This window comes from Streptomyces gelaticus, assembly GCF_014649535.1.
Lineage (GTDB): Bacteria > Actinomycetota > Actinomycetes > Streptomycetales > Streptomycetaceae > Streptomyces > Streptomyces gelaticus.
Genome location: NZ_BMTF01000007.1, coordinates 89,303 through 112,164 on the forward strand (window position 1 = coordinate 89,303; position 22,862 = coordinate 112,164).

Consider the following 22,862-nt stretch of genomic DNA (forward strand, 5'->3'; position numbering starts at 1 on the left):
TAGGTTCACCTAACTACCCTCACGCCAGGCGCGCCACAGACGCGCGTACTGGCCGCCCAGAGCCACCAGCTCCCCGTGCGTTCCTTCCTCCACCACACGCCCTGCGGACAGCACGGCGATCCGGTCCGCCGCCATCGCCTGGGTCAGCCGGTGCGCCACGAACAGCGTGGTCCGCCCCGAGCACGCGGCCAGCACGGCCCGCTCCAGTTCGGCGGCGCCCTCACTGCCCGCCTCCGCGGTCGACTCGTCGAGCACCACCACCGGCGCACGGCCCAACACCAGCCGGGCCAGGGCGATCTGGGCGACCTCGGTGACGTCCAGGCGCTCGCCGCCCTCGCCGACCGTGGTGTTCAGCCCGTCGGGCAGCAGCTCGGCCCACTCGCCCGCGCCGACCGTGCGCAATGCCTCCATCAGCTCGGCGTCGCTCGCCCCGGGTGCGGCGAGCCGCAGATCGTCGGCGAGCGGACCCGAGAACACATGCGTCTCCTGCGTCAGGATGCTCACCAGGGCCCGCGCCCCGGCCTCGTCCAGACCGGCGAGGTCGTGCGGCCCGATGCGTACCGCACCCGTCTGCGGGGTCCCGATGCCGGCGATCAGCGCGGCAAGGGTCGACTTACCGGCACCCGTCGCCCCCACCAGCGCCAGCGAACCACCGGCCGGGACGGACAGGTTCACCTCCCGCAGGACCGGTTCCTCGGTGTCGGGATAGCTGAAGGTCAGCCCCTCCACCGTCACCGGATACGCCCCGGCGCCGGTCGGCGCGACGGACACCTCGCCCACCAGCCGGTCCTCCGCCGGCTCCCCCAGCACCCCGACCAGACGGGTGAGGCTCGCCCCCGACTTCTGCGCCTCGTCGAAGGTGAACATGATGGCGCCCAGCGGGGTGAACAGCCGGTGGAACATCAGCGGGGCCGCCGAGACCTCGCCCAGACTGGCGGCGTCGGCCTCCAGCAGGGCGTACCCCACCACCACGATCAGGACCAGCCCGATGAACTCGGCGCGGTTCTCCCGGCCGACGAACCGCCCGAAGAAGCGGAACACATCGACGCCGAGATCGCGCACCCGCCACGACTCCCGGGTGACCTTCTCGCGGACGGCGTCCTCCATGCGAAACGCCCGGACCGTGTCGATCCCGTTCAGACCGCTGATCAACGCCTGGGCGCGGTCGGCCTGGGCGGCGCGCTGCTTCCGGTAGAGCGGTGCGGACCGGGGCAGGTACCACCGCAGCGCCAGCCCGTACGCGGGCAGCGCGCCGGCGCCCGCCAGGCCCAGCCGCCAGTCCAGCCCGAACATGCCGGCCGTGGCGATGACTACCAGCACGCCCGCGGAGAACACCGTGGGAACGGCGGACCGGATGCCCTTGGACAGCACGGCCACGTCGTCGCCGACCCGGGAGAGCACATCGCCCCGGCCGACCTGCTCGACGCGTGCGCTCGGCATCCCCAGCACGGCACGGACGGCACCCTCCCGCAGCCGGGCGAGCAGTTCCGCCCCCAGCCGCCCGATCAGGTACGTCGACACGGCGGTGGCCACCGCACCGAGCAGCGCGGCGGCCACCATCAGCACCCCGACGGTGAGGAGCACCGAGCGCGACCCGCCTCCGGTCACCCCGTCGACCACCCGGCTCAGCAGGAGCACGGGGAGGACCTGGAGGGCTGCCCCCGCCACCGTGGTGAGCAGGGTGGCGGCCGTCAGCCAGGGGGCCCGGCGGCAGTGCGCCGCGACCCACCCGGCGGCCTCACCCCCGGTCGCCGTGCGCAGGGTTGCCGGGGCGACACGGGTGTCGGCGGTGCTCACACGAAGACCAAATCTCTCCGGGGACGGGTCAGTCCGATCGGCATGTCTAGTCGACCGACTTGACGAGTTCGTCGATCGCGTAGGGCAACGACAGCAGGGTGCCCTGGGACATGGCCGCGCCGACCGCCGGACCCTCGCTGTCCAACAGGTAGGACACCTTGCCGTCCTTGACCGCGGACAGGTTGGTGAACAGCTCGAACTTCTTCAGCGCTTCGGTGTCCGCCTTGTCGTTGATGACGAAGATGCGGTCGACGTCGACCAGATCGACGCGCTCGGGGGACAGCGCGGTGAAGAATTTGCCGTCCGCGATCCTGTCGATCTCCGTTTGGTACGTGAAGCCGATGCCCGTCGTCAGCCGCCCGCGCACGTCGGTGGAGGTGAACGGTGCGACGGAGTCCTTGTACCAGGAGAGCGCCACGGCGGTCCGGCCGGCGAACTCCGGGTGCGCCTTCTTGGCCGCGTCGAGCTTGTCCTGGATGCCCTGCACCAGCTCGGTTCCCTCGCGCTCCTTGCCGAGCGCCTTGGCGATGTGCACCGCGTTGTCCTGCCACGGAGCGCTGAAGGGCTCCTTCTCGCCCTTGGTGCGGCCCACCGTCGGGGCGATCCTGGAGAGTTTCTCGTAGGCGGCCTTGTCGATCTCGGAATAGACCGCGACGATCAGATCCGGCCGCAGGGCGGCGATCTTCTCGTAATTCGGGCCCGAGTCACCGTTGTTCATGACGACCTCGGGGCGGGTGTCGCCCCACTTGTCCTTCACCCAGGGCCACTGGGTGTTGATGTCGGGGGACTTGCCCGCCGGGTTCGGATACTGGTCGACCATGCCGACCGGCTTGATGCCGAGCGCCAGGACGGCCTGGTCGTCCGTGTAGCCGACCGAGACGACGCGCCGGGGCGCCTTGGTGATCTGCGTGGATCCGAAGGCGTGCTCCACGGTGACCGGGAACGCGCCGTCGGCCGCGGCCGGGGCGTCGTCGCTCTTCTCGTCCACCGAGCCGGAACCGCATCCCGCGAGGAGACCGGCACCGAGCGCCGTCGCGGACAGTGTCGCCGCCACCCGCCGCCAGGGCTTCACAAGCGTCGTTCGATGGAGAAGCATCCGGAATCCCTTGCTTTCACACGGTCCACTGCACCTCTGCGTAAGGGCAGCCAAACCTTATCCCATGCAGGTGAGGATAGCCTATCCTAACCAGCCAATTTCCCTCTGTTGGGCATGAGTTGGGACGTCACCCGCACGCACGCCGCGCGGCTACGGATCGAGTCGTACGTGCGTACGGCCGACCGGCACGATGAGCGGCCGGTCCCCCACCGGATCGTCGATCACCGCGGCGCGCAGCCCGAACGCCTCGTGCAGCAGCTCGGCGGTGATCACGTCACGCGGGTGCCCCTGTGCGAGGACGGATCCCGCCCGCATCACGATGAGGTGGTCGCTGTAGCGCGTGGCCAGATTGAGGTCGTGCAGCACCATGACCACGGTGCGCCCCGACTCGTGCAGATCGTCCACCAGATCGAGCACGTCGATCGCGTGAGCCAGGTCCAGATAGGTGGTCGGCTCGTCCAGCAGCAGCAGGTCGGTGCCCTGGGCCAGGGCCATCGAGATCCAGACGCGCTGGCGCTGCCCGCCGGACAGCGAGTCGACCGGGCGGTCCGCCAGCTCCAGGACCCCGGTCATGGTCAGCGCGCGCTCCACCACGCCCGCGTCGTCCGAGGACCACTGCCGCAGCCAGCTCTGGTGCGGATGGCGCCCCCTGGCAACCAGGTCCGCCACCGTCAGCCCCTCCGGTGCGACCGGCGCCTGCGGCAGCAGGCCCAGCTTCTTCGCCACATCCCTGGTCCGGAGCCCGGCGATGTCCTCGCCGTCCAGCACGACCGAGCCGCCGGCCGGCTTGAGCAGCCGGGTCAAAGTGCGCAACAGGGTCGACTTGCCACAGCCGTTGGGACCGATGATCGTGGTGATCACCCCTGGAGGGATCGCCACGTCGAGGCCGTCGATGACCTTCCGGCCGCCGTACCCGACCGTGACGCCCCTGGCCGCCAGCCGCGCTCCGCCCTCGCCTCCGGTCTCCGGCACGGTCTCGACCTCGGTGGTGAACTGAGCGGCCACGAGCCCTCCTTGGTTGGATTCGTCTTGCTTTCTCACCGTCTACCTCAGGTTCGCCCGCACCAGCAGAAGGACGAGGAAGGGGCCGCCGAGCGCGGCGGTGACCACACCGACCGGCACCGTGACCGGCAGCGCCGTACGCGCCACCAGGTCCGAGCCGATCAGCAGCAGCGCCCCCACCAGGCCGGAGGCCACCATCGGCGGCGTCGGGAACCTCGCCAGACGCATCGCCACCTGCGGTGCCACCAGAGCGACGAACGGAACCGGGCCCGCCGCGCTCACCGCCACCGCGGCCAGCAGCACCGCACACAGCAGCAGGATCGCCCGCACCCGCGTGTACCGGACGCCCAGGCCAGCGGCGACGTCGTCACCGAGGTGCATCGGCTTGAACTGGAACGCGACACCGGCCACCACGACGACGAGGACGACCGTGCACCGGAGCGCCACCTCGACCTCGTCCGACGACCGGTCGGCCAGCGAACCGACCAGCCACGCCTGGGCCCTGGCCACGTCCCTGATGTCGGCCCGCACCAGCAGCCACGTCGTGATCGCCTCCATCACGGCACTCACCGAGATGCCGATGAGGATGAGCCGGAAGCCGTCGATCCCGCGCCGCCACGCCAGGAAGTACACCAGCAGCCCCGTGCCGAGACCGCCCGCGAGCGCCGCCGCGGGCAGGCCCACCGAGCCGACCACCGCCGCGGCGGTGCCGCCCGACACCGTCACCAGGAACACCGCGACCGCGCCGGCTCCCCCGGTGATGCCCAGGATGTCCGGGCTGGCGAGCGGGTTGCGGGCGACGGACTGCGTGATCGCCCCGGACACGCCCAGCGCGATCCCCACGACGAGACCGGCCAGCGCACGCGGCATCCGCAGTTCCATGACCACGAACTCGTCGACCTGTTCGCCCCGGCCGAGGATCGTGGCGATCACCCGGGACAGGCCGATGGGGAAGTCCCCGACCCCGATGGAGAGGCAGAACACCAGGAAGGTCGCCGCCGCAAGCAGCAGCGTGACCAGGACGAGCCAGGGACGCCATACGAACGACACCCGTCCGAGCCGCACGCCCGGCGCCACCGAGGGGTTCACGTCTGTCCCGTTCATGCGTTCCTGAACTTTCCCCGCCACACCAGAATCGCGAAGAACGGGGCGCCGAGGAGGGCGACCACCACACCCGCGTCCAGCTCGCCCGGCCGTACCACCAGGCGCCCCACGATGTCGCAGACCAGCAGGACGACGGCCCCGAGCAGCCCCGCGTACGGCACCAGCCAGCGGTAGTCCGGCCCGGTCAGGTACCGGGCCACATGGGCCACCATCAGCCCGAGGAACGCGATGGGACCGCAGGCCGCCGTGGCAGCCCCGGCCAGCAGGGTGATGGCGACGATGCCGGCCGTCCGGCTCACCGCGATGTTCACGCCCAGCCCCCGCGCCACGTCGTCACCCAGATTGAGCAGATTGAGGGCGGGCAGGGTGATCAGCGCCAGTACCAGTCCGACCGCGATGAACGCGGTCACCGGCCGGATGACGTCGAATCCGACACCGGCCACGGAGCCCGCGTTCCAGAACCGCAGTGCGTTCAGCGACTTCTGGTCGGACAGCGCCACCGCCGTGGTCATCGCCGCGAGGAACACCGTGATCCCCTGCCCGGCCAGAGCGAGCGTCAGCGGATTGCCCGCCCCCCGGCCGATGCTCGCGAGGCCGAAGACGACCACGCCGGCGATCGCCGCTCCCACGAAGGCGAACCAGACGTACTGGAACGGGTCGGCGAGGCCGAACACAGCGATCACCGACACCACGGCGAACGAGGCTCCGGCGTTCACCCCCAGCAGGCCGGTGTCGGCTATCGGGTTGCGCGTGTAGCCCTGGATCAGCGCACCGCCGGTCCCCAGGGCGATGCCCGCGACGATCGCGAGCACCGTCCGCGGCACCCGCACGGTCTGCACGACGAGTCTGATCCCGGTGAGCCGCCGGTCGGGGTCGGGCGCCGCGAACAGTCCGTACCAGACCTCGGCGGGGCTCAGCGCGCGGGCGCCGACGGCCAAGGAGACCGCCGCGGCGATCGCAAGGACCGCCACGAGTGCGAGCAGACCGACGAGCCGCCGCCGGCGGGCCACTGAGGTCCCCCCGGGGGCGGGACGCTCAACTGCAGTCGTGCGCATGTCGGCGCTCGTTATCCCTTTGCCCCGGTGCCGTCGGCGACCGGCCGGGCCTCGTCGGAGGCGGACTCGACTCCCCGGTCGAGCAGCGAGTCGAGGATCTCGCCGACCCGTATCGCGGTGTTGGACAGCAACGACGTCGTGATGCCGTGCGTGTGCTCCGTGCCGCCCTGGAGATAGATGCCGCAGCGCAGAGAGGGGTCGGTCGAGACGCGGTAGTCGCGCTCGACGCGGACGCGGCCCTCGTCGTCGCGCAGGCAGCGGTCGGCCGCCTCGCCGAGCAGGCCGAGGGGGTCGGCGGGGCTGTAGCCGGTGGCGAACACCACGACATCGGCGTCCAGAACCGTCTCCTCGCCCGTGACCAGGGACTTCACGGTGGCACGTACACCGTCGGGCGTCTCCTCCACCTCGCTGACCCGGGACACGTTGAGGAAGCGCAGCCGTTCGGTGCCCAGGACCTTCTCCTGGTACATCTGCCGGTACAGGTCGTCGATGAGATCGATGTCCACCACGGAGTAGTTGGTGTTGCCGTGATAGGCCATCAGCCGGCTCTTGACGCTCTCGGGCGCGGTGAAGTAGTCGTCGACCGCCCCGGGGTCGAAGATCCGGTTGGCGAAGCTGCTGTCGTCGGCGGGGCTGTAGCCGTAGCGGGAGAAGACCGCGCAGACCTCGGCCCCGGGGAAGCGGCGGTGCAGGTAGGCGACGTTCTCGGCGGCGCTCTGCCCGGCGCCCACGACGACGAACCGCTGGGGCGAGGTGCCCTCAAGGCCGTCGACCTTGCGCAGGAGATCGGAGTTGTGCCAGACGCGGTCACCGCGCTCGACACCCGCCGGCATGAGGGGCCGCAGCCCGGTACCGATGACGAGGTTGCGGGCCTGGTGGACCTTCAGCCCCTCCTCCGAGCGGACGGTCACGTCCAGGTGGTCCACAACACCGTCGTGGACGAAGGGAGTGACGGAGACGACCTCGTGACCGTAGGAGACCATGGTGTCGACCTTGGCCGCGGCCCACTCGAAGTAGTCGTGGAACTCGACCCGCAGCGGGAAGAGGTTCTTGTGGTTGATGAAGTCGATCAGCCGGTCCTTGCTCTGCAGGTAGCAGAGGAAGCTGAACTCGCTGGCCGGGTTCCGGAGCGTCACCAGGTCCTTGAGGAAGGAGACCTGCATGGTGGCGTCGTCGATCAGCATGCCGCGGTGCCAGCCGAAGCCCGGCTGCTGCTCGAAGAAGTGAGCGGTGACCGGCTCCTGCCTGCCGACGCCTGAGTTGTGCTCGCTCAGCGCAATCGCCATGGCCACGTTGGAGGGGCCGAAGCCGATGCCGATCAGGTCGTGGACCAGTGGTGCGTCGCCAGGAAGAACCGGTGACATGTCACTCCCATCGTGCGGGAAAGCCGCCTGTCAGGCGTAGGGAAGGTACGAGAGATGGGCACGCCGACGGAGCTGCCCAACAAACTTAGGTGAGCCTAAGCTAATCATGCAGTGTTGTCGACAGGGTGATCCGCCATCCGCACCCTGACGATCCGTCAATCACGGCCCGAAATACCCCTGTTGCAAACTAAGGTAAGCCTTGCTTTACTTACCGCCGGTCTACCCCTGCCCTGAGGAGGAACCCCATGCGGGTCGTCATGTTCGGTTACCAGACCTGGGGCCATCGCACCCTGCAGGCCCTCCTGGACTCCGAGCACCAGGTGGTTCTGGTCGTGACGCACCCCAGGAGCGAGCACGCGTACGAGAAGATCTGGAGCGATTCCGTCGCCGACCTCGCCGAGGACCACGGCATCCCGGTGCTGATCCGCAACCGCCCGGACGACGACGAGCTGTTCGAGCGCCTCGAGGCGGCCGACCCGGACATCATCGTGGCCAACAACTGGCGGACATGGATCCCGCCGCGGATCTTCGGCCTCCCGCGCCACGGCACCCTGAACGTGCACGATTCACTGCTGCCGAAGTACGCCGGGTTCTCCCCGCTGATCTGGGCCCTGATCAACGGCGAGTCCGAAGTGGGCGTCACCGCGCACATGATGGACGACGAGCTCGACGCCGGCGACATCGTCCGCCAGGAGGCGGTTCCGGTCGGCCCGTCGGACACCGCCACCGACCTCTTCCACAAGACCGTCGACCTCATCGCCCCGGTCACCATCGGCGCACTCGACCTGATCGCCGGCGGGCAGACGGAGTTCACCAAGCAGGACCGCTCCCTGGCCAGCTTCTTCCACAAGCGGTCCACCGAGGACATCCGCATCGACTGGTCCTGGCCGGCCGAGGACCTCGAACGCCTGGTCCGCGCCCAGTCGGATCCGTACCCCAGCGCCTTCACCTTCCACCGGGGCGAGCGGCTCGAAGTTCTCGCCTCGGTGGTGTCCCGGGGCCGCTACGGCGGCACGCCCGGCCGCATCTTCTACCGCGAGGGCGAAGGCGTGGTGATCGTCGCCGGAGCCGACGCCCGCACCGGCCGCAACCACGGTCTGGCCATCACGCGCGTACGGACCGGGAACGGCCGGGAGATGCCTGCGAAGGAGTACTTCACCTCCATGGGCGGCTACCTGACCAACCGCCCCTGACGCACCATCAGCATCCTGGCCCCCAGGGCGTCCTCCGCGACTCCGACCCCGGTCAGGGGGTCGCCGCGGACACCACGTAGACGACCGGGTTCATCGGGTCGGTCATGTTCACCATGATGTCCTGGGTGGGCCGCGGGTCCTTGTTGGTGTGCGTGGTGCCCGCCCATTCCACCCCTGGGTCGAACTTCCAGCCCGAGACCTCCTGGTCGCGGGCGCCGATGGTCACCTTGCCGGGCTCCAGGTCGGAGCGCCCGCTGCCCATCCGGCCGAGGAAGCGGTCGAGCCCGGCGGACGTGGTGCGGAACTCCACGTACAGCCGGCTCGCCTTCCAGTTGTTGGTCTCGTAGTACTGCACGTCGAGGGAATTGCCGGGCATCGGCAGCTCGAAGATCCGGCGCTGCATCCGGGACGGCCAGCCCTCCCGGAGCCCCTGCGCGGAGGCCTCGGCCTCCTTGTTCTGACCGGAGCGGCGGCTCTGGCCGGCGGAGATCAGCATATAGCCGGCCGGGATGCCGATGAGCAGCACGATGATGGTCGCCGTGATCAGCCGCCGACGGATCATCCGGCGCCGGTCCTGCGGCGGCCGGCCGTCGTCGGGCGGCGAGGACTGGCGCGGCAGGACGGGGTGCTCGGCTGCGGTCATGTTTCTGGGGATCCCTAGGAGGTGCGGGTGTTGCGCGTATTGCGGATGGTGCTCGCGGCCTGGTCGTAGATCTGGGCGTACCGCTCGTACCGCTCGACCCGGCGGCGGTTGGTACGGCGGAATCTGCGGGCCACCAGCCGGGCCAGGTCCGCGGCGCCGACCATACCCGCCTCCGGGCCGAGCTGTGCCTTGGCGATCCGGGCCTCGGGCCGGTAACCGCGGCCGGTGAGATGGCGCTTGAAGGCATCCCTGGCGGGACCGATGAGCAGGTCGTCGGCGGCGCTGACCCCGCCCCCGATGACGAAGCAGGAGGGGTCGAGCGCGGCGGCCAGGTTGGCGATGCCCACGCCGAGCCACTGACCGATGTCCTGGAGCAGCTCGACGCACATCGCGTCGCCCTCGCGGGCCAGTTCGGTGATGAGCGGCCCGGTGATGTCGGGGATGTTGCCCTTGACCCGCTCGATGATCCCGTGGGCCACCGGGGAGTCCGCGGCGGCCAGCTCCTTGGCCTCCCGGACGAGCGCGTTGCCGGAGCTGTACTGCTCCCAGCAGCCGCGGTTCCCGCAGGGGCAGCGGTGGCCGCCGGGCACCACCTGCATGTGGCCGAACTCACCGGCGACGCCGTACTTGCCGCGCTTGACCTGGCCGTCCTCCAGGATCGCGCCGCCGATGCCGGTGCCGAGCGTGATCATGACGAGGTGGTCCTCGCCGCGGCCGGCGCCGAAGCGCCACTCGGCCCAGGCGGCGGTGTTGGCGTCGTTGTCGACCATGACGGGGACCACGAGGCGTGAGGCGAGGGCGTCGCGCAGCGGTTCGTCGCGCCAGGCGAGGTGCGGGGCGAAGAGCACCTTGGAACGGTCCGCGTCGACCCAGCCGGCCGCCCCGATGCCGACGGCGTGCACATCGTGCCGGTCGGAGAGGTCCAGGACCAGCTCGACGATGGTGTCCTCGACGACCTTGGGGCTCTTGGACTTGTCCGGCGTCTCGGTGCGCAGCTGTTCCAGGATGTTGCCGTCGGCGTCGACGACGCCCGCCATCACCTTCGTACCGCCGATGTCGATGCCGACGGTGGGTACCCGCGGGGCCGTGAGGTGCGAGCGCCGCTCCCGGGTGCCCACGGTCCGCAGGACGGTGGCGCGGGCGGAGCCGCGGTGTGTGAAGTCGCGGTACGTGCTCATCGTCCCTGCGGGGTCTGGGGGAGCCGGGGGCGGTGCTCCCGGCGGCGGACTGCGCCCGTCGGGCTCGATTCTGCCACTGCCGGGGCACCGGGGCTGGCGCACCGGTGGGTACGGGGCCGGTCCCGGCCCGGGGCTACTCGGCCTTGCCGGGGACCGGGTGACCGCCGAGATGCGTCGGTGCGGGGGCCCGTTCCAGCTCGTGGCTGAGCTCCTCCAGCTCGCTGCCGCCCGCCATCTGGCGGGTCAGCTCGTCCAGCGTGATGCTCGCCCGGGTGTGGCTGCCGGACATCGCGCCGCGCTTCAGGAGCACGAATCGGTCACCGACGAGATACGCGTGGTGCGGGTTGTGCGTGATGAGGACCACGCCGAGACCCGCGTCGCGGGCGGCCGCGACGTACTTCAGCACGACCCCGGACTGCTTGACGCCGAGCGCGGCGGTGGGCTCGTCCAGGACGAGGACCTTGGCGCCGAAGTAGACGGCCCGCGCGATGGCGACGCACTGGCGCTCGCCGCCGGAGAGGGTGCCGATCGGCTGGTCGACGTCGCGCAGGTCGATGCCCATGCGCAGCAGCTCGGAGCGGGTGGTCTCGCGCATCAGCCGTACGTCGAGGCGCTTGAAGGGGCCGGCGCCGGTGGTCGGCTCGGAACCGAGGAAGAAGTTCCGCCAGACCGGCATCAGGGGGACGACGGCCAGGTCCTGGTAGACCGTGGCGATGCCGCGGTCCAGGGCGTCGCGCGGGTTGACGAGGGTGGTCTCCTCGCCGTCGATGAGGAAGGTCCCCGCGTCGTGCCGGTGCAGCCCGGCGATGATCTTGATCAGGGTGGACTTGCCGGCACCGTTGTCGCCGAGCACACAGGAGATCTCGCCCGCGTGGACCTCCAGCGAGACGTCCGTCAGGGCCTTGATGTTGCCGTAGTACTTGCTGACGTGGTCCAGCTCGACGAGCGCCCGGTGAGGCGCCTCCTGTCCGGCCGGTGCCTTGGGGGCCGTCATTTCGTCGCCTCCGCGCGCTTGCGAACCCATGCGTTGAGCAGGGTGGCCAGGAGCAGCATGGCTCCGAGGAAGAACTTGAACCAGTCCGGGTTCCACTCCGCGTACACGATGCCCTTGCTGGTCATACCGAAGATGAAGGCACCGACCGCGGAGCCGATCGCGGAGCCGTAGCCGCCGGTGATCAGACAGCCGCCGATGACGGCCGCGATGATGTAGATCAGTTCGTTGCCGACGCCCTCGCCGGACTGCACCACGTCGAACGAGAACAACAGGTGCTGGCCGGAGACCCAGGCGGCGAAGGCGACCCCGAGGTAGAGCCCGATCTTGGTGCGGATCACCGGGACGCCGACCGCGCGGGCCGCGTCGGCCTCGCCGCCGACCGCGAAGATCCAGTTGCCGAAGCGGGTGCGGAGCAGGATCCAGGTGGCGATCGCGACGAGTACCGCCCACCACAGGATGGTGACCTTGAACTCGACACCGCCGATGGTCCACTGCGAGGCGAAGACCTTGCGGGCCGAGTCGAAGCCCTCCATGTCGCCGATGGCCTTGGTGGACACGGTCCCGCTGATCAGCTTGGTGAAGCCCAGATTGAGGCCGGTCAGCATCAGGAACGTACCGAGCGTGATGATGAAGCTCGGCAGTTTCGTGCGGGTCAGCATGAAGCCGTTGAAGGCGCCGATGGCCAGGGTGACCAGCAACGACACGAAGACACCGACCCAGACGTTGGCCGTCATCTGGTAGCTGAACATCGACGAGATCAGCGCGGAGCTGGTGACCAGCACACCGGCGGAGAGGTCGAACTCGCCGCCGATCATCAGCAGCGCCACCGGGGCGGCCATGATCCCGATCGTCGAGGCCGCGTACAGGACGGTGCCGAGGCTGGAGGCGCGCAGGAAGCTGTCGGCGACGATCGAGAAGAAGACGAAGACGGCCGCGGCACCGACCACCGAGCCGAGCTCGGGGCGGCCGAGCAGCCTGCGCAGCGGTGAGGTGCGCATCAGCCGCTCGTCGGCCCCGGCCGGGGCGGACGGTCCGGCGATCGTGCTCATCGGGTCCCCCGCTTCGTGTACTGGGCGAGTTCGGCGGCGTCCTCGGCGGTGATGATCTGGGGTCCGGTGAGGACCGGGCGGCCGCCGCCGAGCACATTGCCGTTGTAGCGGTGGAGCCAGAGCAGGTCGACCGCCTCGTACCCCTGGAGGTAGGGCTGCTGGTCGACGGCGAAGCCGAGGGTCTTGTCCTGGAGGGCCGTGGCGACCTTGGCGTTCAGGTCGAAGGTGTCGATCTCGGCCTTGCTGCCCGCGGTCTTCTTCGCCTTGACGGCGGCGTCCGCGAAGGGCGCGCCGAGGGTGACGACCGCGTCGATGTTCTTGTCGGCCTGGAGCTTGGCCTCGATGGACGCCTGGACGTCGGGCATGTTGGTGCCCTCGACGTAGAGGTTCTGCATCTGCCCGTCGAAGGTCTTCTTCGCTCCGGCACAGCGCTGCTCGTGGCCGACGTTGCCCTGCTCGTGCAGGATGCAGAGCGCCTTCTTGCGGCCCCGCGCGTTGAGCTCCTCGCCGACCGCCTCGCCCGCGATGGACTCGTCCTGGCCGATGTGGGTGAGTGCGCCGAACCGCTTGGACTCCGCAGAGCCCGAGTTCACCGTGATCACCGGGATTCCGGCCTTGGTGGCCTTGGTCACGACGTCCTTCATGGCGTCGGGCTTGGCGAGGGTGACGATCAGCCCGTCGACCTTCTGGTCGATGGCGGCCTGCACCAGCTGGGCCTGCTGCTGTGCCTCGTCGTTGTGCGAGTACAGGAACTTGATGTTGTCCTTGACGGCCGCCTGCTCGGCACCGCGCTGGACGATGTCCCAGAAGGTGTCCCCGTCGCCCGAGTGGGTGACCATGGCGAAGGTCCAGCGGGGCGTGTCCACGGCGGCCCGGCCCTCGGCGGCGGCGCGGGCCGCGCGTTCCTCCGCCCGCTTGCCACCGGTGCTGCTGCATCCCACGAGGGAGGCCCCGAGCACCGCCGCAAGCACGGCGCCCATCGCACGTACCCCTGTCCGAACCCTTGCCACGACGCCGTGCCCTTCTTGTGCTGCTCGCTGTGCTGCTTGGAGTGGCCGGGGGTGGTGCTGCACACCCGGCCCGGCTGGCCAAGTATCCCCGAGCGGTCGGCGGCGCCGCCCGGCAGGGGCGGGAGCCGTGTACCGGCACCGGGTGCGCACCGCGATGTGCGGGCGGTTCACCGGGTGCCGCGCGCGGTGTACTTCTCCAGCTGCGGCACGTCCTTCGCGGTGACGATCGCCGGGCCGGTGAGCACCGGCTTTCCGCCGCCGATGACGTTGCCGTTGGTCCGGTTCAGCCACAGCTCGTCGACGGCGAGGTAGCCCTGGAGATACGGCTGCTGGTCGACGGCGAAGCCGACCTCGTGGGCCTTCAACCGCTTGACGACCTCGGCGTTCAGATCGAAGGTGTCGACCTCCGCCGTACTGCCGGAGCCGTCCTTGGCCTTGACGGAGGCGGCGGCGAAGGGGGCGCCGAGGGTGACGATCGCGTCGATGTCCCTGTCGGCCTGGAGCTTCGCCTCGATGGAAGAGGTGGAGGCCGGCATGTTGGTGCCGTCGACGTCGAGGTTCTCGACCCGGCCGCCGAAGGTCTTGCGCACCCCGGCGCAGCGCTCCTCCAGCGAGACGTTGCCCTGCTCGTGGATGACGCAGAGGGCCTTCTTGCGGCCCCGTGCGTCGAGCTCCTCGCCGACGGCCTCGCCCGCGACCTTCTCGTCCTGGCCGATGTGACCGAGGGCGCCGAGCCGCTCGGAGAACCGCGCGCCCGAGTTGATGGTCACCACGGGTATGCCGGCCTTCACGGCCTTGGCGACGACGTCCTCGACGGCTTCCGGTTTGGCGAGGGTGACGATCAGCCCGTCGACCTTCTGGTCGATGGCGGCCTGCACCAGCTGGGCCTGTTCCTTGCCCTCCTTGTCCGCCGAGTACAGGAACTCGGCGTTGTCCTTGGCAGCCGCCTGTTCCGCGCCGCTCTGCACGATGTCCCAGAAGGTGTCGCCCTCCCCCGAGTGCGTGACCATCGCGATCTTCATCCGGGGTGTGGTGGCGACGCCCGCGCCACCGCTCGTGCCCGCCGGCTTCTCCTCGGCGCTGCGGCCGCCGGAGCCGCTGCAGCCGGAGACGGCGATACCGATTCCGAGGGCCGCGACGGTGATCAGGGTTGCTGCCTTGCGAGAGGTACGCATGGTGGGTCCGCCTTCTCTCCCGGCCGCCCGAGTGCGGCTGGAGGAGTTCTAGCGGTGGGCGTACGAGACGTCAACGGGGCCGTGCGGCCGTCGTCACCGTACGAGCAGCTGGAAGTCGAAGCTGTAGCGCGAGGCCCGGTAGATGTGGGAGCCGAACTCGACGGCCCGTCCGGTGTCGTCGAAGGTGGTGCGCTCCATCGTCAGCAGGGCGGCGCCCTCCGCCTCGGCGAGCCCGGCCGCCTCGTCGGCGGTGGCGAGCCGGGCGCCGACGGTCTGGCGGGCGCTGTGCAGGGTGATCCCGGCGCCGCGCAGCAGCCGGTACAGGCCGGTGGCCTCCAGCCGTTCGGTGTCCAGGTCGACGATCCCGGGCGGCAGATGGTTGCGCAGCAGTGCCAGCGGCTCGCCGTGGGCGTACCGCAGCCGCTCCACGAGGTGTACGCCGGTGCCTTCGGCGACCGCCAGGGCTTCGGCCACCTCGGGGCCGGCGGGCTCGACGGTGTTGCGCAGGACACGGGTCGCGGGGTGCCCGCCCGCGGCCTCCAGGTCGTCGTAGAGGCTGCTCAGTTCGAGCGGGCGCCGGACCGTGCTGTGCACGACCTGGGTGCCCACGCCGCGGCGGCGGACCATCAGTCCCTTGTCGACCAGTGACTGGATGGCCTGGCGGACCGTGGGCCGGGACAGGCCGAGCCGGGCCGCGAGCTCGATCTCGTTGCCGAGGAGGCTGCCGGGGGCGAGCCGGCCCTCTTCGACGGCCGCTTCCAGCTGCTGGGCCAGCTGGAAGTAGAGCGGGATCGGGCTGGTGCGGTCCACGCCGAGTTCAAGTGCGGCGGGGTCGGTGGTGGGTTTCGGCACGCGTGGAGGGTAACCCTCACGTCAGAACTTCCGGTAGTCCGGTCGTCCTGTTGTCCGGACAGCAGGACCAACAAACAAGCCACACCTTGTCAGGACATATGGTTGACAGCGCAGCCGACGGGCGGCACGTTGGGTCCATGCGTATCGGACTCATCGGCACCGGCCGGATCGGTTCCTTCCACGCGGGCGTGCTGGCCCGCCATCCCGAGGTGGACGCCCTGGTGGTGACGGACACCGATGCGGCGCGGGCCGCCGAGGTCGCGCGGGCCACCGGCGCGACGGCCCTCCCGGGCACGGCCGAGGTGTTCGGCGCGGGTGTGGACGCCGTGGTGATCGCCTCGGCCACCTCGGCGCACGCGGAGCTGATCGGCCGGGCGGCACGGGCGGGGCTCCCGGCGTTCTGCGAGAAGCCGATCGCCCTGGACCTGTCCGGGACCCTGGGCGCGCTGCGCGAGGTCGACCGGGCCGGGAGCGTGCTGCAACTGGGCTTCATGCGCCGGTTCGACGCGGGATTCCGGGCGGCCCGCGCGGCCGTGCGGTCCGGCGCGCTGGGCAGGCTGCACTCCGTGCGGGCGGTGACGATGGACCCCGCCCCGCCGCCCGCCGCGTATCTCCCGCTCTCCGGGGGGTTGTACCGGGACTGCCTGGTCCATGACTTCGACATGCTGCGGTGGGTGACGGGCCGTGAGGTGACGGAGGTGTACGCCGCCGGGTCGGATGCCGGGCCCGGGATGTTCCGGGCGGCGGGCGACGTGGACACGGCGGCGGTCCTGCTGACCCTCGACGACGGCACCCTGGCCACCGCGGCGGCCACCCGCTGCAACGGCGCCGGCTACGACGTGCGGATGGAGCTGGCGGGCGAGCTGGACCAGATCACGGTCGGCCTGGACGGCCGCACGCCGATCACCTCGGCCGAACCCCAGGGCCCGCCGGCCCCCGTCGGCCCCTGGCCCGGTTTCCTGGAACGGTTCGCCCCGGCGTACGAGGCCGAACTGGACGCCTTCGTACGGGTGGTGCGGGGCGAGCTGCCCAATCCGTGCGACGGTCGGGAGGCGTGGTTCGCGCTGCTGATCGCGGAGGCGTGCGAGGTGTCGCGCCGGGAGCGCCGCCCCGTGACGATCGCGGAGATCGCCGACGGCGCGGCGCAGCCCGTCGGTTAGGCCGTGCCCGGCGGTGGGCACTGCGCGCGGCCCAGGGTCTTTCGTTTGGATCATGCCGGACCCCGCGAGCCCGGCCTGATCGAACGAAAGATCCTGGGCGTGGGCGAGGCGGAGCCCCTTGGCTCACCAGCGGACGGGCAGCCCGCGCACCCCGCGCATCAGCATGCCGGGAATCCAGTCCAGCTCTCCGGCCGTCGCGTCCAGGGCGAGGGCGGGGCACCGCTCCAGCAGCGTGCCGATCGCGATCCGGCCCTCCAGGCGGGCCAGCGGCGCACCCACGCAGAAGTGGACGCCGTGGCCGAAGGCCACGTGCCCCTGGGCATCGCGGCGGATGTCGAAGGTGTCCGGTTCCGGATAGCGGCCGCCGTCCCGGTCGGCGCCCGCCAGGGACACCAGGACCGGGGCGCCCGCCGGAATGACCCGCTGTCCGATCTCGACCTGCTCGCGGGGGTAGCGGAACGTGGCGTTCTCCACCGGCCCGTCGTAGCGCAGCATCTCCTCGACCGCACCGCCGATCAGCTCCGGGTCGTCCCGCAGGGCCGCCAGCTGGCCGGGGTGGTCGAGCAGCGCCCGTACCCCGTTGCCGATCAGGTTGACCGTGGTCTCGTGGCCGGCCACCAGCAACAGGAAGGCCATGCCGACCAGCTCGTCGGGGGACAGACCGTCGCCCTCCTCGTCGCGGGTCCTGACCAGAGCGCTCATCAGGTCGTCGCCGGGTGAGCACCGCTTGTCCTCGATGAGTTCGCGCAGGTACTCGTTCATGGCGCGCACCGCCTCGAACTCCTGCTCCGGCGAGGCGGGGGTGACGACACCGTTGGACAGCCGGCGGAAGGCGCCGCGGTCCAGGTCCGGCACACCGATCAGCTCGCAGATGACGGTCATCGGCAGCGGGAAGGCGAGCGCGTCGACGAGGTCGGCGCGCCCGGCGGGCACCATCGCGTCGAGGAGTTCGTCGGTGATCTGCTGGACGCGTGGGCGCAGGGCCTCGACCCGGCGGGCGGTGAACTCCCGGGCGACGAGCTTGCGCAGCCGGGTGTGATGGGGCGCGTCCAGCTCCAGCATGTTGAGGAAGATGGGGTCGCTCTCGGCGGGTGCGCCCGGCAGGCCCCGCCAGTCCTTGGCGAACCGCGGGTCGGCAAGGGTCGCGCGGGCCTCCTCGTACCCCACCACCAGCCAGACGCGCTCGAACTCCTCGGTGCGCACGGTGTGCACCGGACCCGCGGCGCGCAGCTTCTCGTAGTACGGATACGGGTTCGCGGTGAAGTCCGCGAACCCGCGCAGATCGACATCGACCTCGGCACGGCCACTGGCATCGGACATGGGATCGCCCCTCCCGGTCTGACGGCTCGTTCGGCCGGATCGCTCAGGACCCGGCCGGTTCACCCTATGTCGCCGGCTCCGCGCCGTCGTCGTCGAGCAGGCCCGCGTCGTGCACCAACAGCGCGATCTGGACACGGTTGTTGAAGCCGAATCTGGCCAGGATCCGGGACACCTGCGTCTTCACGGTCGCCACGCTGAGATAGAGCGTCGCGGCGATCTCGGCATTGGAACGGCCGCGCGCCACGGCGATCGCGACCTCGCGTTCCCGTTCCGCGAGCACGGCGATCCGCTGCCGTGCCCGGTCCGCCCGGTCGTCGCGGGGGCCGGTCCCGGCGGCGCGGACCATCAGCCGGCGTGTCACCGCCGGCGAGAGCACCGGATCGCCGGCCGCCACCTGTCGCACCGCGTCGACGATCTGCGCGGGCGGGGTGTCCTTCAGTACGAACCCGGCCGCCCCGGCGCGGATGGCCCGCAGCACCTGTTCGTCGGCGTGGAACGTCGTCAGGACGATGACCTCCGGGGCGCCGGGGCGGCCGCGCAGGGACTCGGTCGCGGTCAGCCCGTCCATGCCCGGCATCCGGATGTCCATCAGCACCACGTCGGGGCGCAGCCGGTCGACGAGCTCCGCGGCCTGAGTGCCGTTCGCCCCCTCCCCCACGATCTCGATGTCGTCGGCACCGCCGAGCATCAGGGCGAGGCCGGCCCGTACGAGCGGGTCGTCGTCGACGATCAGCAGCCGGACGGGCGGTGCCGCGGGATCCATCGGGGCGGGGGTGGTCATGACGACAACCGTAGTCAGGCCCGGACGCCTCAGGGGCCGGGGGCCGGTGGGAGGGTCAGGGCCTGTCCGGCCACGGCAGTGAGGCCCGGATGCGGAAGCCGCCGTCCGGTCGCGGCCCGTGGTCGAGGCTGCCCCCGGCCAGAGCGGCGCGCTCCGTGAGGCCGATGAGCCCCTGGCCGGAACCGGGGACCTGCTCAAAGGGTTCGGTGGGCGCCGGATTGCACACCTCGACGGTGAGCCCTTCGCCCCGGGCGCCGGTGACCGTGACGGTGACCTCGGCGCCGGGTGCGTGCTTGCGGGCGTTGGTCAGGCCCTCCTGGGCGATGCGGTAGACGGTGCGGCCGGTGGCGGCCAGAACCGCGGCGGGGTCGGTGACGCGGTTGTCGAGGATGACCTTCATGCCGGCCGACCGGGACTCGGAGATCAGCGACTCCAGGGTGGCGAGGGTGGGCTGCGGCCGGTCGCCGTCGCTCTCGCCGGGGCTGCGCAGGACTCCGATGATCTCGCGGAGGTCCTGGAGCGCCTCGTGCGCGCTGTCCCGGATGACCCCGGCCGCGCGGGCCACCTCAGTGGTGGGTGCGTCGGGGCGGAATTCGAGGGCTCCGGCGTGGACGCTGAGCAGGGTCAGCCGGTGGGCGAGTACGTCGTGCATCTCGCGGGCGATGGCCTCGCGGGCCAGCCGCTGGGCCTGCTCGGCGCGGAGCTCCGCCTCGGTCTCGGCCCGGCGGGCCCGCTCGCGCAGGGTGAGGACGAGCTGGCGCCTGGACCGTACGACCATGCCCCAGCTGATCACCAGCAGCGGCAGCAGCACTCCGACGACCGTGGCCCCGGTGAACGAGGTCTCCGGATCGGGGCGAAGGTACGGCTGTACGGGGGCGAGGGCCAGGGCGAGCGCCCCGACGGCCGCCACGGGCCGGAACGGGCGGTGCACGGCCACGCCGAACAGCGCCACGAGCATGGCCCCCGCGGAGACCGGCTCGACCGCGGAGGTCAGGACCAGGGCCACCGCGACGCCGACCGGCCACCGCCGCCGCACCCACAGGGCACAGCAGGCCAGGGCACCGATCACGACGTCGGCGAAGAGAACGCTGTCGGGGGTGGTGGGGTCGGCCTCGATCGCGGCCGCCGTGAGCATGCCGATCAGGGCCGCGCAGAGGAAGGCGGTGAGATCGACGGCCCAGTCCCGCACGGTGCGCCGGGAGCGGCCGCACCGGTCGCCGGGCAGCTCGGGGTCGGCCATCGCCGAGGGCAGCAGCCAGCGGTACTCCGTACGCGTCATGCCACAAAACTACCCAGGCCGGGCGCGTGGCCCCGGCCGCACGGACGCGTCGGGCGACCAAAGTCGTGGAACACGAGACTTTCGGACGCCGGGGCCGCGCCCACCCCACTCCCGGACGCCGAATCCCGCGGCCACGGTCCACGGCGCCTCCCCGGTGCCGGGCAGGGCCGCGAGCACGGCGAAGACGGCGACCGAGCTGTCGAGCTGTCGAGCTGTCGAGCTGAAGCGTGGTCAGCGACAGCGGGTCCGCCCCTGCACCGACTTGCGCGGGCCGACAGGTGTGGATGCAGGCGCCGCTCGGGGTCTCCCGCGCCCCATCGGTCCGGCCCCGGACGGAGCCCCGCGTCGGCGTCCGTTTCCCGCCGGTGACGGCCGGGCGGAAGGGCTTTCCTTGTCCGTGCCGAGGCGCACGACGCATGTCGGAGCGCCGGACGAAAAGCACCGACCTGCGAGGACTTCATCATGAACAGCACCACCACCGGCACGGCCCGGACCGCACTCGTCACCGGGGGCAGCCGGGGCATCGGCGCCGCGACCGCCCTGCGGCTCGCCCGGGACGGCGTCGATGTGGCACTGACGTACGTACAGGACGAGGCGGCGGCGCTGGCGGTCGTCGGGAAGATCCGCTCGTACGGCCGGCGCGGCATCGCCCTGCGGGTGGACTCGGCCGACCCGGAGGCGGTCCCGGCGGCCGTGACCGGGGCCGTGGACGTGCTCGGCCGGCTGGACATCCTGGTCAACAACGCGGGCATCGGCGTCCTCGGGCCCATCGACACCCTCACCCCCGCCGATGTGGACCGGGTGCTCGCGGTCAATGTGCGGGCGGTGTTCCTGGCCTGCCGCGCGGCGGCGGGGCTGATGGAGCACGGCGGCCGCATCGTCTCCGTCGGTACGGCCCTGAGCCGGCACGCGGGCGGTCCCGGCTCCACGCTCTACGCGATGAGCAAGTCGGCGCTGGCCGGTCTCACCAAGCCGCTCGCCCGTGAGCTCGGCCCGCGCGGCATCACCGTCAATCTGGTGCAGCCCGGCCCGGTCGACACGGATCTCAACCCGGCCGACGGCCCGTTCGCCGCCGGCCAGCGCTCGGCGACCGCCCTGGACCGGTTCGGCACCGCGGCCGAAGTGGCCTCGCTCATCACCTACTTGGCCAGTGCCGAAGCGGCGTACATCACCGGTACGGAGGTGGTGGTGGACGGCGGCCACGCGGCCTGACCGGGCCTGTCGCGGCCCCGGCGTCACCGCGGGCGCGGGGTGACCTCCGCCATCCGGGACCAACCCTCGCCCGGCACCTCGACGTTGATGATCTCCGGGGTCTGGGCGACGAGATCCGCCATCAGGTCCATGGCCGAGGCGAAGTGCTCGGACTTCACATGGGCCTCACCGGCCTCGGGGGAGGCGAAGGCCTCCAGCAGGACGAACTGGTCGGGGTTCTCGACGCTGTACGACCACTCGAAGAAGAGGTTGCCCGGCTCCTGCCGGGTGGCGAGGGTGAAGGGCTCGACGGCCGGGAGCCAGTTGTCGCGCTCTTCGCTTCGGACGGTGAACTTGACGGCGATGAAGATCATGCGTCAAGGGTCGCATATGCCCTGGACGAGGACTCATCGGGCACACCCGGATGGCTTCGGACCCGGCTTCGGACTCCTCGTCCGGGCCCGGGTCCGACGCGGCCGGCAGGCCAGGGGCGGGACGGCCCTCAGCCTCCCAGCTCGCGGTGGCGGGCCGTCAGCCGTGCGGCACCCTCCTCGGTCGGCGAGCCGAACAGCCGCAGCCGGGAGATTCCGCCGTCCGGGAAGATGTCGATCCGGATGTGCGTGGCCCGGACGGCCTCCGGCAGGACGAAGCGGTGGTTGGTGTCGGGCTGCAGCCGGGTCCTGGGCAGCACCTCGGTCCAGCCCCCGCTCTCGCCGTCGCGGGCCCAGAGGCTCGCCCAGCCCGCCGCGTTTCCCTTCAGATACGCTGTGTCGATCTCGACGGCGCGGATCTCCGCCTGTTCGACGAGCCGGTAGCGGATCCAGTCGTTGCCCCGGTCGCGCCGGCGGCGGGTCTCCCAGCCGTCGTCCATCTTGCGGGACCGGCCGGGCCGGATGGTGTTGGTGGCCGGGGAGTAGAAGCGGTCGGAGGCGTCCTCCACCGTGCCGCCGTTCTCCAGGGCGACCAGGTCGAAGGTGCCGAGGGCGACCAGCCAGGCGGGGTCGGGGGTGACCTCGCCGTACACCCGGAGGCGGGCCATCCCGCCGTCGGGGTGCTGGTTCACCCGCAGATGGGTGAAGCGCCGCTCGGCCGCGACCACGAAGCCGTTGGCCGCGTGTCCGCCAACGGCCGTACGGGGTATGAGCGTTGTCCACTCGACCTCGGGCGCGAGGAGTTCTTCGGGCGACGGCGAGCCGGGCACGCAGGCCGCCTCGACGGAGACCGCCTGCGGGTAGTTGCCGCGGAAGTGGGCGGTGTCGACGATGATGCCGCGGACGATTCCGGGCGCGCCGAGCCGTACCAGCGCCCAGTCGTGGTCCTCGTCCGCCGGGTGCGGCAGGTCCGCGCTCGCACCGCGGCGGCGCCGGGTCTCCCAGCCGTCCATGATCTTGCCCTTGTGGCCGAAGCGCTCGGGGTCGAATTCGGCGGGCTCCGGTTCGAGCAGGTTCTCGCGCTCGGCGAAGAACTCGTCGTTGGCGGCGATCACACCCGCGCCGAGCCGCCGGTCGGCGAGGTCGACGAGACCGGTGAAGGGGAAGTCGGCGGTGCGGTAGTCGGCGTACGGGTCGCCGCCGCCGTACGGATCCGCGTCACCGGTGAAACGCTCGGTCGCCGTCATG

The 22,862-nt window shown here is 71.2% G+C and carries 21 protein-coding genes and 1 pseudogene; 3 read left to right on the top strand and 19 right to left on the bottom strand.

The features are described 5' to 3' along the window. Nucleotides 1-9 precede the first annotated feature (9 nt). From IE107_RS12685 to IE107_RS12710, 6 genes are all read right to left on the bottom strand, one after another. Entirely contained in the window at nucleotides 10-1,797 is a 1,788-nt protein-coding gene (locus tag IE107_RS12685) for an ABC transporter ATP-binding protein (protein WP_189543844.1), read from the bottom strand. A 46-nt stretch (nucleotides 1,798-1,843) separates the two neighbouring features. Further along, nucleotides 1,844-2,893 carry an iron-siderophore ABC transporter substrate-binding protein gene (locus tag IE107_RS12690; protein WP_189543845.1) on the bottom strand — a complete coding sequence of 350 codons (1,050 nt, stop codon included), beginning with the start codon at nucleotides 2,891-2,893 and terminating at the stop codon, nucleotides 1,844-1,846. A gap of 150 nt (nucleotides 2,894-3,043) precedes the next feature. Continuing rightward, a complete protein-coding gene (locus IE107_RS12695) occupies nucleotides 3,044-3,898 on the bottom strand; it encodes an ABC transporter ATP-binding protein (protein ID WP_373302434.1) in 855 nt (284 codons plus the stop codon). A gap of 39 nt (nucleotides 3,899-3,937) precedes the next feature. Then, entirely contained in the window at nucleotides 3,938-4,999 is a 1,062-nt protein-coding gene (locus IE107_RS12700; protein ID WP_189543846.1) for a FecCD family ABC transporter permease, read from the bottom strand. After that, nucleotides 4,996-6,054 carry a FecCD family ABC transporter permease gene (locus IE107_RS12705; protein WP_189543847.1) on the bottom strand — a complete coding sequence of 353 codons (1,059 nt, stop codon included), beginning with the start codon at nucleotides 6,052-6,054 and terminating at the stop codon, nucleotides 4,996-4,998. Before IE107_RS12705 ends, IE107_RS12700 begins: the two co-directional genes overlap by 4 nt. An 11-nt stretch (nucleotides 6,055-6,065) precedes the next feature. Beyond that, nucleotides 6,066-7,418, bottom strand: coding sequence for a lysine N(6)-hydroxylase/L-ornithine N(5)-oxygenase family protein (locus tag IE107_RS12710; protein ID WP_189543848.1), 1,353 nt, complete (start codon nucleotides 7,416-7,418; stop codon nucleotides 6,066-6,068). 245 nt (nucleotides 7,419-7,663) lie between these two features. Between IE107_RS12710 and IE107_RS12715 the strand changes: the two genes are divergently transcribed. Then, the gene (locus IE107_RS12715; RefSeq protein ID WP_189543849.1) at nucleotides 7,664-8,611 is read left to right on the top strand and encodes a methionyl-tRNA formyltransferase; all 948 of its coding nucleotides are present in this window, start codon (nucleotides 7,664-7,666) and stop codon (nucleotides 8,609-8,611) included. A gap of 52 nt (nucleotides 8,612-8,663) precedes the next feature. Here the strand turns inward: IE107_RS12715 and IE107_RS12720 are convergent, their stop codons facing one another. The 7 genes from IE107_RS12720 to IE107_RS12750 form a co-directional block, all read right to left on the bottom strand. After that, the gene (locus IE107_RS12720) at nucleotides 8,664-9,254 is read right to left on the bottom strand and encodes a hypothetical protein (RefSeq protein WP_189543850.1); all 591 of its coding nucleotides are present in this window, start codon (nucleotides 9,252-9,254) and stop codon (nucleotides 8,664-8,666) included. Nucleotides 9,255-9,268: 14 nt separating this feature from the next. After that, nucleotides 9,269-10,432, bottom strand: coding sequence for an ROK family glucokinase (locus tag IE107_RS12725; RefSeq protein ID WP_072486134.1), 1,164 nt, complete (start codon nucleotides 10,430-10,432; stop codon nucleotides 9,269-9,271). Nucleotides 10,433-10,565: 133 nt separating this feature from the next. Continuing rightward, on the bottom strand, nucleotides 10,566-11,426 hold the full coding sequence (locus IE107_RS12730) for an ATP-binding cassette domain-containing protein (protein ID WP_189543851.1): 861 nt from the start codon (nucleotides 11,424-11,426) through the stop codon (nucleotides 10,566-10,568). Next, nucleotides 11,423-12,475, bottom strand: coding sequence for an ABC transporter permease (locus IE107_RS12735; protein ID WP_189543852.1), 1,053 nt, complete (start codon nucleotides 12,473-12,475; stop codon nucleotides 11,423-11,425). Before IE107_RS12735 ends, IE107_RS12730 begins: the two co-directional genes overlap by 4 nt. After that, nucleotides 12,472-13,485 carry a sugar ABC transporter substrate-binding protein gene (locus tag IE107_RS12740; protein WP_444545015.1) on the bottom strand — a complete coding sequence of 338 codons (1,014 nt, stop codon included), beginning with the start codon at nucleotides 13,483-13,485 and terminating at the stop codon, nucleotides 12,472-12,474. Before IE107_RS12740 ends, IE107_RS12735 begins: the two co-directional genes overlap by 4 nt. Before the next feature lie 167 nt (nucleotides 13,486-13,652). Further along, a complete protein-coding gene (locus IE107_RS12745) occupies nucleotides 13,653-14,660 on the bottom strand; it encodes a sugar ABC transporter substrate-binding protein (RefSeq protein WP_189543854.1) in 1,008 nt (335 codons plus the stop codon). A 93-nt stretch (nucleotides 14,661-14,753) separates the two neighbouring features. Further along, on the bottom strand, nucleotides 14,754-15,512 hold the full coding sequence (locus IE107_RS12750; protein WP_189543855.1) for a GntR family transcriptional regulator: 759 nt from the start codon (nucleotides 15,510-15,512) through the stop codon (nucleotides 14,754-14,756). Between the two features lie 137 nt (nucleotides 15,513-15,649). Here IE107_RS12750 and IE107_RS12755 point away from each other — a divergent pair, with 137 nt between their 5' ends. Then, complete coding sequence (locus IE107_RS12755; RefSeq protein ID WP_189543856.1) at nucleotides 15,650-16,672, top strand: Gfo/Idh/MocA family protein; 1,023 nt, start codon at nucleotides 15,650-15,652, stop codon at nucleotides 16,670-16,672. Between the two features lie 123 nt (nucleotides 16,673-16,795). On the opposite strand, the gene IE107_RS12760 is transcribed toward IE107_RS12755, so the two are convergent. The 4 genes and pseudogenes from IE107_RS12760 to IE107_RS36085 all read right to left on the bottom strand — a co-directional run. Continuing rightward, a complete protein-coding gene (locus tag IE107_RS12760; RefSeq protein WP_189543857.1) occupies nucleotides 16,796-17,992 on the bottom strand; it encodes a cytochrome P450 family protein in 1,197 nt (398 codons plus the stop codon). A 64-nt stretch (nucleotides 17,993-18,056) separates the two neighbouring features. Then, nucleotides 18,057-18,773 (bottom strand): response regulator, encoded by a 717-nt coding sequence (locus IE107_RS12765; protein ID WP_189543858.1) that lies wholly within the window; start codon nucleotides 18,771-18,773, stop codon nucleotides 18,057-18,059. A 55-nt stretch (nucleotides 18,774-18,828) separates the two neighbouring features. Beyond that, nucleotides 18,829-20,052 (bottom strand): sensor histidine kinase, encoded by a 1,224-nt coding sequence (locus tag IE107_RS12770; RefSeq protein ID WP_189543859.1) that lies wholly within the window; start codon nucleotides 20,050-20,052, stop codon nucleotides 18,829-18,831. Between the two features lie 99 nt (nucleotides 20,053-20,151). Next, a pseudogene (locus IE107_RS36085) lies at nucleotides 20,152-20,274 on the bottom strand (EamA family transporter); the annotation flags it as partial. Nucleotides 20,275-20,514: 240 nt separating this feature from the next. Between IE107_RS36085 and IE107_RS12775 the strand changes: the two are divergent. Then, nucleotides 20,515-21,264, top strand: coding sequence for an SDR family NAD(P)-dependent oxidoreductase (locus IE107_RS12775; RefSeq protein ID WP_189543860.1), 750 nt, complete (start codon nucleotides 20,515-20,517; stop codon nucleotides 21,262-21,264). A gap of 23 nt (nucleotides 21,265-21,287) precedes the next feature. On the opposite strand, the gene IE107_RS12780 is transcribed toward IE107_RS12775, so the two are convergent. Beyond that, entirely contained in the window at nucleotides 21,288-21,617 is a 330-nt protein-coding gene (locus tag IE107_RS12780) for a putative quinol monooxygenase (RefSeq protein WP_189543861.1), read from the bottom strand. Nucleotides 21,618-21,745: 128 nt separating this feature from the next. After that, entirely contained in the window at nucleotides 21,746-22,861 is a 1,116-nt protein-coding gene (gene alc, locus IE107_RS12785; protein ID WP_189543862.1) for an allantoicase, read from the bottom strand. Between the last annotated feature and the right edge of the window lies 1 nt (nucleotide 22,862).